At 38.4% G+C, this 9,300-nt stretch carries 7 protein-coding genes; all 7 read left to right on the forward strand.

What is annotated here, in order from left to right; translation table 11 throughout:
• The first annotated feature begins 39 nt into the window (after positions 1–39).
• The 7 genes from BCR22_RS11870 (at position 40) to lysS (ending at position 8,570) form a co-directional block, all read left to right on the forward strand.
• Positions 40–513 carry a S1 domain-containing RNA-binding protein gene (locus BCR22_RS11870; RefSeq protein WP_069655093.1) on the forward strand — a complete coding sequence of 158 codons (474 nt, stop codon included), beginning with the start codon at positions 40–42 and terminating at the stop codon, positions 511–513.
• 94 nt (positions 514–607) lie between these two features.
• Positions 608–1,990, forward strand: coding sequence for a tRNA lysidine(34) synthetase TilS (gene tilS, locus BCR22_RS11875; RefSeq protein WP_069655094.1), 1,383 nt, complete (start codon positions 608–610; stop codon positions 1,988–1,990).
• Positions 1,991–2,136: 146 nt separating this feature from the next.
• Complete coding sequence (gene hpt, locus BCR22_RS11880; protein WP_069655095.1) at positions 2,137–2,682, forward strand: hypoxanthine phosphoribosyltransferase; 546 nt, start codon at positions 2,137–2,139, stop codon at positions 2,680–2,682.
• A 99-nt stretch (positions 2,683–2,781) separates the two neighbouring features.
• Positions 2,782–4,944: an ATP-dependent zinc metalloprotease FtsH gene (gene ftsH, locus BCR22_RS11885; RefSeq protein WP_069655096.1), complete on the forward strand. Its 2,163-nt coding sequence runs from the start codon at positions 2,782–2,784 to the stop codon at positions 4,942–4,944.
• Positions 4,945–5,074: 130 nt separating this feature from the next.
• Positions 5,075–5,971, forward strand: coding sequence for an Hsp33 family molecular chaperone HslO (gene hslO, locus BCR22_RS11890; RefSeq protein ID WP_069655097.1), 897 nt, complete (start codon positions 5,075–5,077; stop codon positions 5,969–5,971).
• A 12-nt stretch (positions 5,972–5,983) separates the two neighbouring features.
• Complete coding sequence (gene dusB, locus BCR22_RS11895) at positions 5,984–6,979, forward strand: tRNA dihydrouridine synthase DusB (RefSeq protein WP_069655098.1); 996 nt, start codon at positions 5,984–5,986, stop codon at positions 6,977–6,979.
• A 94-nt stretch (positions 6,980–7,073) separates the two neighbouring features.
• A complete protein-coding gene (gene lysS / locus BCR22_RS11900) occupies positions 7,074–8,570 on the forward strand; it encodes a lysine--tRNA ligase (protein WP_069655099.1) in 1,497 nt (498 codons plus the stop codon).
• The last annotated feature ends 730 nt before the right edge of the window (positions 8,571–9,300 follow it).

Genomic DNA, 9,300 nt, shown 5'->3' on the forward strand with positions numbered 1-9,300 from the left:
AGATATAATAGGGTAAATAATAGGAGGAACATTTTTTTTATGTCAATCGAAGTAGGAGCGAAGTTGCCAGGAAAAGTGTCTGGTATCACTAATTTTGGTGCTTTCATCGATCTAGGTGAAGGGAAAACAGGGTTGGTTCACATCAGTGAAGTATCAAATGGATTTGTAAAAGATATCCATGATGTATTAACCGTAGGAGATGAAGTGACAGTAAAGGTTACTTCTGTCGGTGATGACGGTAAAGTAGGCTTATCTATTCGTAAAGCACAAGAACAAGCGGCAGAGCCAAAACGTGAATATCAACGTCGTGATAACAATGAGCATCAAGGGAGTCGCGATCGCGGCGCTCGTCCAGCACCTAAAAAGCAATTTACAAGAGCACAACCAATGAATTCAAAACAAGATTTTGATTCATTGATGAGTTCATTTTTAAAAGATAGTGATGATCGTTTAACTTCTCTAAAACGCAATACAGAAGGTAAGCGTGGCGGACGTGGTGGACGTCGTAACTAACGAATAAATGATTGAAGCTGAGCGAAAGCTCGGCTTTTGTGTTTTGGGCATTTTTTTGAGTAGTCTATAAACGATGAAACAAAGAGGTGAGTAGATGTTTCAAGAATTTTATGATCATTGTAAAAGAAATAAGTACTGGTTGCCATATCAAAAAGTGTTATTGGCTGTTTCAGGTGGAGTCGATTCAATGGTTCTATTAGAATTGATGCAAACTGCCGCACAAAAAGATCACTTAAAATTAGTGGTAGCCCATGTCGACCATCAGTTGCGCTTAGAGTCAAAAGCTGAAGCAGAGTATCTTAAAAGTTATTGCCAACAAAAAGAAATTCCTTATTTTAGTAAAGTATGGGAACGATCAGACAAAACAAAAAACACAGAAGCCCTTGCTCGTGAGTTTCGCTATGATTTTTTTACGAAGCTCATGGAACAAGAAAATATCCCAGTACTTTTAACCGCACACCACAGTGATGACCAAGCTGAGACGATTTTGATGAAACTGACAAGAGGTAGTGCTTTACCGAATTTAGTCGGAATTAGAGCAACACAATCATTTGGAAAAGGCAAATTGACTCGTCCTTTATTAATTTTTTCCAAAGAACGATTGGAACAGTTCGCTAAAGAGTCAACAATTGTGTATTTTGAAGATAGCTCAAATCGCAGTGATGCATACATGCGGAATCGTTTAAGGCATCAAGTGGTTCCAATCTTAAAAAAAGAAAATCAAAAATTTTTGCAGCATATGGCTGATTTTAGTGAACAAATCGCCTTAGCGGACGAGATTATTCAGTTGGTTATAGAACCAAAGTATGACAGTTGGGTGGTAAAAACAACAGAAGGTTGGCTTGTTCAATTGACGGAATTGAAACAAGAAAAAAGAAGTGTCCAGATATTTTTCTTGATGACCTTGTTTCAACGAACAATTGTCCCAAAAGGTGTAACCATCAACCGACTGCAGATTGATCAGCTTCTTTTATTGCTGGATCAACCCGCTCCACAGTTGTCTATGGATTTGGAATATGGGTGGCAAGTTGTGAAAGAGTATAACACCTTCCATCTGAAAAAAAGCGAATTAACCCATGAAGCAAAATCGTTTCATTTAAATGTAAACGACCACGTCTTCCTCTCTGAAACTGAATGGCTGGGTTTAGAAACGGCAGAGAAAAAAATCGTACTACCTGAAAAAGTAAAAGAATGGTCCGATTATTCATTGCTTATAAGTGGACAAACACCATTACCATTGACGATTCGTCATCGGAAAAATGGAGACAGAATCTCGTTAACACCGAACCTCACCAAAAGGCTAAACCGACTTTTTATTGATCAAAAAGTGCCCAATCTAATTAGAGAACGTGCGTGGGTCATTCATTCAGCGGAGGATCAGATTATCTGGGTTCCTCAATTCGCAAATTCATATTTGAGTATTCCTAAAGAAACTGATAAAATACTCTACAGGCTCCTTTATAAAATAAAAGAGTAACAACTGAAAAATACTTTTATTCAAAGAAGCAAAATAACATAAAATAATAACTAAAGACCTTAAAGGGAAAGGAGAGCCGTTTCTCTGGTGAATGGATTCGCTTAGAAGCAAAGGACATCGAACCTTAAAGGAAAAAGGAGAATAATATGTTAGAGAACGATATTAAACATGTTTTGATCACGAAAGAACAAATTCTTGAAAAATCAACTGAACTTGGCAAACAACTAACAGAAGATTATCAAGGGAAAAATCCTTTAGTAATTGGTATTTTAAAAGGTGCAATACCTTTCATGGCAGATATCACACGCTGTATCGATACTCATTTAGAAATGGATTTTATGGCTGTATCTAGCTATGGAAATGCAACGGTATCCTCAGGAGAAGTGAAAATCATCAAAGATTTGGATACAAATGTTGAAGGACGTGATATCCTGATCGTAGAAGATATTATCGACAGCGGACGCACGCTAGCCTACCTAGTTGACCTTTTCAAGTACAGAAAAGCAGCTTCTGTTAAAATCGTCACGTTATTGGATAAACCAGAAGGACGTGTAGTTGATATCGTCGCAGATTATGTGGGCTTTGATGTGCCAAATGAATTTGTTGTAGGGTATGGTTTGGATTATGCAGAAGCTTACCGCAATCTACCTTATGTAGGCGTATTGAAACCTGAAATCTACGAATCAAATTAATATCTCTCTTAGATTTAGTTATGTTACAATGTAAAGGTCAGAATTGATAAAAAAAAAACGTAAAATTAAATTACGCGCATTAGTCAAAGGAGGACAGGCATGAATAAAAAGAATAGCGGCATGAAAAATGGCCTATACTATGTATTGCTGATTTTGGCGATGGTCATGGTTGTGTATTTCATTTTTGGAAATAACAATCCCCAGTCACCAGATATCGAATACTCAACATTTAATACCCAGTTAGAAGAGGGGAAAGTCAAAGAACTGACGATCCAACCAACCAATGGTGTATATAAGATCACAGGTCAGTACAAAGAAAAACAAGAAATCAAAAACACTGGGGGTCTTTCTTTATGGGGATCAACAGAAGTTTCCACAAAGGCCTTTACCACAATTGTCTTGCCTAGTGATATAACCTTATCAGGTATCCAAGATATGGCCAAAGACAATAATGTAAAACTTACAGTAAAAGAGCAATCCACAAGTGGTGCTTGGCTGTCCATCTTATTTAGCTTCTTACCAATTGTATTGTTCATCTTCTTATTCTATATGATGATGGGACAACAAGGCGGCGGTGGAGGTGGCGGCGGTCGTGTTATGAACTTTGGTAAATCAAAAGCCAAAGAAGCAGACAAAAAAGCCAACCGCGTGCGCTTCTCTGATGTAGCAGGAGCGGAAGAAGAAAAACAAGAATTAGTCGAAGTGGTTGAGTTCTTAAAAGATCCACGACGTTTCGTTGAATTAGGTGCTCGTATTCCAGCGGGTGTTCTTTTAGAAGGACCTCCAGGAACAGGTAAAACATTACTTGCTAAAGCTGTTGCCGGTGAAGCAGGCGTACCTTTTTATTCCATCTCAGGTTCAGACTTCGTTGAAATGTTTGTCGGTGTCGGTGCAAGCCGTGTTCGTGACTTATTTGAAACAGCGAAGAAAAATGCACCAGCAATCATCTTCATCGATGAAATCGATGCGGTTGGTCGTCAACGTGGCGCTGGTATGGGTGGAGGACACGATGAACGTGAACAAACCCTAAACCAATTACTGGTTGAAATGGATGGATTTGATGGTAATGAAGGTGTTATCGTCGTTGCAGCAACCAACCGTTCAGACGTGTTAGACCCAGCTTTACTTCGTCCAGGGCGTTTTGACCGTCAAATTTTAGTTGGCCGTCCAGATGTTAAAGGGCGTGAAGCGATTCTTAAAGTTCATGCACGTAACAAACCATTAGCTGACGATGTTGATTTGAAAGTCGTGGCACAACAAACACCAGGTTTTGCTGGTGCAGATTTAGAAAACGTCTTAAACGAAGCAGCACTAGTCGCTGCTCGTCGTAATAAGAAGAAAATCGATGCATCCGATGTGGATGAAGCGGAAGATCGCGTTATTGCAGGACCTGCGAAAAAAGATCGTGTTATCAACAAAAAAGAACGCGAAATGGTTGCTTACCATGAAGCTGGACACACAATAGTCGGGTTAGTCTTGAGCCGTGCCCGTATCGTGCATAAAGTGACGATCATCCCTCGTGGACGCGCTGGTGGTTACATGATCGCTTTACCAAAAGAAGATCAATTCTTAATGACTAAAGAAGATATGTTTGAACAAATCGTTGGGTTACTTGGTGGACGTACAGCAGAAGAAATTATTTTCAATGTACAATCAACTGGTGCATCTAATGACTTCGAACAAGCAACAGGGATTGCCCGCAGCATGGTAACTGAATATGGAATGAGCGACAAATTAGGTCCAGTTCAATATGAAGGAAACCACCAAGTCTTTGTTGGCCGCGATTACGGTCAAACAAAAGCGTACTCCGAACAAGTAGCATTTGAAATCGATCAAGAAGTACGTCGTATCTTGATGGAAGCACACGATAAAGCACGTGAAATCATTGAGGCTCATCGTGCACAACACAAACTGATTGCTGAGAAACTATTAGAGTATGAAACGTTAGATGCTCGTAGTATCAAATCATTGTTTGAAGAAGGTGTTATGCCTCAAGACGTTATCGATAGCCAATTCCCTAGCGAAAAAGCTCAAACGTTTGAAGAAGCAAAACGTGCACTAGAAGAAAAAGATGCACAAAGACAAGCCGAAGAAAAACAAGATTTTGAAGAAGCAAAACAAGAATTAAACGACGAAACAGAAGAAGTAAAAGCGGACAGCGAAAAAACAGAAGAAAAAGTTCAATCAGAAGTAAAATCTGATGATGAACATAAAAATGATTCTGAATATGACCGTAACAACTTTGATGATCGTTACAAATAAAACACGTAGAGCATCCTTTAAATAGGGTGCTCTTTTTTAAGCTGGAATTATTTAGTTGAAAAAATAATCAATTCCTAGTATTATCGGGTAATGAGTCAGAAAAGTACCAAGTGAGAAGAGGGAAATAAAAATGGAAGATTACTTAGTAAAAGCATTATGTTATGAAGGATCGATTCGCGCTTATGCAGTTTGCGCAACTAATACAATTTCAGAAGCACAAAAACGCCATGACACATGGAGCTCATCCACCGCTGCATTAGGCAGAACAATGGTTGGCGCTTTACTACTTGGCGCAACATTAAAAGGTGAAGACAAATTAACGGTTAAAGTTCAGGGGAATGGACCAGCTGGTAGTATTGTTGTGGATAGTGATGGTAGCGGAAATACTAAAGGATACATAAAAAATCCTCACGTGAGCTTAACGTTAAACGAAAGCGGTAAGATCGATGTTCGTGGAGCTGTCGGAACAGAAGGTATTTTTACGGTGATAAAAGATTTAGGATTGAAAGAAACATTTTCAGGACAAACCCCAATCGTTTCTGGCGAAATTGGAGAGGATTTTACTTACTTCATGGCCGTTTCAGAGCAGATTCCATCAGCGATTGGTTTAAGTGTTTTAGTCGATACAGATGAAAGTGTCAAAGCAGCCGGTGGATTTATGATTCAAGTCATGCCTGGAGCAGATGAAAAAACGATTGATTTTATAGAACAACGTTTACAAGAAGTACCTATGATATCTCGCTTGATCGATGAAGGTGAGTCACCTGAGGGAATATTAGAACGACTACTCGGTAAAGATCAAATCGAAATCTTAGAAAAAATGCCTGTACAATTCAACTGTAACTGCTCGAAAGAAAAATTTGGTACAGCGATCATTGCAGTCGGTTTAGATGAAATTAATGCCATGATTGAAGAAGACCATGGGGCAGAAGCGGTTTGCCAATTTTGCGGTAATAAATATCATTATAGTGAAGACGATCTAATTGAATTAAGAGATGAAGCAATCAAAAATACCCGTGAAAAATAGGAGCGTATCCTTATGTGGAAAATAGGAAATATAGAAATTCCAAATCGTGTCGTTGTAGCACCTATGGCTGGCATCAGCAATGCTGCGTTTCGTGTGACGGTCAAAGAATTTGGTGCAGGACTTGTTGTCTGCGAAATGATTAGCGATAAAGGAATCCAGCAAAGAAACCAAAAAACGTTAGATATGCTCTATATAGATGAGCGAGAATATCCATTAAGTGTGCAAATTTTCGGTGGAGACAAAGAGAACTTAGTTGAAGCGGCAAAGTTTGTTGAAGAAAATACTAAAGCTGCCATTATCGATATCAATATGGGATGTCCAGTAAATAAAGTAATTAAGGCAGAAGCAGGAGCTAAATGGCTTTTAGACCCGAATAAAGTCTATGAGATGGTTGAGGCGGTCTCCTCTGCTGTAGATTTACCAGTTACCGTTAAAATGAGAACTGGTTGGGATGAAGATCACTTATTTGCTGTAGAAAATGCACTGGCTGCAGAAAAAGCCGGAGCGTCTGCCGTCGCTATGCATGGGCGTACCAGAGTTCAAATGTACGAAGGACAAGCAAATTGGGATATTTTAAAAGAAGTGAAACAACATCTAACCATTCCCTTCATGGGAAATGGTGATGTACGTACACCAGAAGATGCTAAACGTATGTTGGAATATGTTGGTGCAGATGGTGTGATGATCGGTAGAGCCGCTTTAGGAAATCCGTGGATGATCCAACGGACAAAACATTATTTAGAAACAGGAGAACTTATGCCTGAACCAGCGCCACACGAAAAAATCGAAACAGCCAAAGTTCATTTGCAACGTTTAGTAGAATTAAAAGGTGAAAAAATCGCCACCAGAGAGTTTCGTCAGCACGCTTCCTACTATCTAAAAGGAATTCCTCGTGCGGCTAAAGTAAAAGTAGCAATCAATCAAGCAGAGACTCAACAAGTGATGATTGACTTGTTAGATGCTTTCGAGGAAAAAGCAGAAAAACATGCAGAAAAAGAAACAATCTAATAAAAAAAGCAGGCTGAAACAGAAATACGGCTTGCTTTTTTTTGTTTCAATGTGGCATTATAAGGGTATGTGATTTCAGAATGGAGGAAATACAGTGGCAGATGAACAACAAGCGCACCTAGAGGATCTAAACGATCAAATGCTTGTGCGTCGTGAAAAAATGGAAAACTTACGTGAAGAAGGGATCGATCCTTTCGGTAAACGTTTTGACCGGACACATAATTCAAAAGAATTACATGAACAATTTGACCAATACTCAAAAGAAGAATTGAATGAAAAAGATTTATCAGCAAGTGTAGCTGGTCGAATGATGACAAAACGCGGCAAAGGAAAAGCAGGATTTGCGCATTTGCAAGATCGTGAAGGTCAAATTCAACTCTATGTGCGGAAAGACCAAGTAGGCGATGAAGCGTACGAAATCTTTAAACACGCAGATTTAGGTGATTTCTTTGGTGTGACTGGACAAATTATGAAAACTGATACAGGCGAAGTGACGATTAAAGCAAAAACAATCGTATTATTGACGAAAGCCTTGCGCCCTTTACCAGATAAATACCACGGTTTAACAAATATCGAACAACGTTACCGTCAACGCTACTTAGACTTGATTAGTAATAAAGACAGTTTCGATCGTTTCATGAAACGTAGTCAAATTATTAGTGAGATTCGCCGCTATCTCGATAGTAACGGTTATGTGGAAGTAGAAACACCTGTTTTGCACAATGATGCTGGTGGAGCTGCTGCACGTCCGTTTATCACACATCATAATGCACTGGATATAGATCTATATTTGCGAATTGCTTTAGAGTTACATCTGAAGCGTTTGATTGTCGGTGGCATGGAAAAAGTTTATGAAATCGGTCGAGTATTTCGTAATGAAGGAATCGATACAACACATAATCCAGAATTTACAATGCTAGAAGCTTATACAGCGTATACTGATTACAAAGATGTAATGGATTTAACTGAAGGTATTATTCGGAATGCTGCAGAAAAAGTATTGGGAACAACAACTATCACATATGATGGTCAAGAAGTTGATCTAGGTTCTGAGTTTAAACGTGTGCACATGGCAGATGCAATCAAAGAACAAACCGGTGTAGATTTCTGGCAGGAAATGACTGTTGATGAAGCGCGCGCTTTAGCGAAAGAACATAATGTAGAAATCAATAATAATATGGCAGTTGGTCATATTTTAAATGAATTCTTTGAAACGTTTGTTGAAGAAACACTTCAACAACCAACATTTGTCTATGGGCATCCAGTAGAAGTATCTCCTTTAGCGAAGAAAAATCCAGAAGATGGTCGCTTTACCGATCGCTTTGAACTATTTATAGTAGGAAAAGAATTTGCTAATGCATTTACTGAGTTGAATGACCCAATTGATCAACGTGAACGTTTTGAGGACCAAGAAAAAGAACGTGAACAAGGAAATGATGAGGCGCACGGTGTGGATGAAGACTTCATTGAAGCTCTAGAATACGGATTGCCACCAACCGGCGGATTAGGTATTGGGATAGATCGTTTAGTTATGCTCTTAACGGATGCTCAATCAATACGTGACGTCTTGCTATTCCCAACAATGAGATAAAATTTTAAAAGAAGAGATTATTTATCGATAATCTCCTCTTTTTTATTTACTGAAAAATAGTGTATGTGCTCCTCGTATCATGCAATTTAGACGATTAGAAACGAACAATAAAGAACAAAAGTAATAAAACAATCGGGAACCGAAAAAAATTAAAAAAAAGCGCAAATTTTAGTTGACCTAAGCCTATAATCTTGGTATATTATATCTTGTCGCAAGGCACTGATGAAACACGCCGAACGATGAGCATAATATAACAACTTAAAGTTTAAAAAAACTTTGAGAATCAGGAAAAAAAGTTGTTGACAAACAATAAGTAACCTGATAAACTAATGAAGTTGTCGCAAGAACTAAAGACGACGAACAAGAAATAGAATAACATTTCAAGTCCTAAAAAAACTTGAAAAATCAGGAAGAAAGTTGTTGACAAATAACAAACAACCTGGTAAACTAATGAAGTTGTCACGAAACATCTGACAACATCAAGCAGAAAAAACTTTGAAACTTTTTTTAAAAAAGTGTTGACATCGAATCGGAGATTTGATATGATATAAAAGTTGCTGCGAGGTAATACAGTAGACCTTTGAAAACTGAACAAAGTAAGACGAACCAAATGTGTAGGTTGTTTTTACAACGGTAAAAACAAACAACAATTTTTAACAAAGCGAAGCAATATGCTAGCAAACAAATGAGCTTAACAATCTTCGGATTGTGTTCAACTTTTATTATGAGA

Source organism: Enterococcus plantarum, from assembly GCF_001730295.1.
Classification (GTDB): domain Bacteria; phylum Bacillota; class Bacilli; order Lactobacillales; family Enterococcaceae; genus Enterococcus_L; species Enterococcus_L plantarum.

Excerpts from the sequence above, each read along its gene's own strand:
- BCR22_RS11870 (WP_069655093.1), top strand. The coding sequence starts at position 40 with ATGTCAATCGAAGTAGGAGCGAAGTTGCCAGGAAAAGTGTCTGGTATC.
- tilS (WP_069655094.1), top strand. The coding sequence starts at position 608 with ATGTTTCAAGAATTTTATGATCATTGTAAAAGAAATAAGTACTGGTTG.
- hpt (WP_069655095.1), top strand. The coding sequence starts at position 2,137 with ATGTTAGAGAACGATATTAAACATGTTTTGATCACGAAAGAACAAATT.
- ftsH (WP_069655096.1), top strand. The coding sequence starts at position 2,782 with ATGAATAAAAAGAATAGCGGCATGAAAAATGGCCTATACTATGTATTG.
- hslO (WP_069655097.1), top strand. The coding sequence starts at position 5,075 with ATGGAAGATTACTTAGTAAAAGCATTATGTTATGAAGGATCGATTCGC.
- dusB (WP_069655098.1), top strand. The coding sequence starts at position 5,984 with ATGTGGAAAATAGGAAATATAGAAATTCCAAATCGTGTCGTTGTAGCA.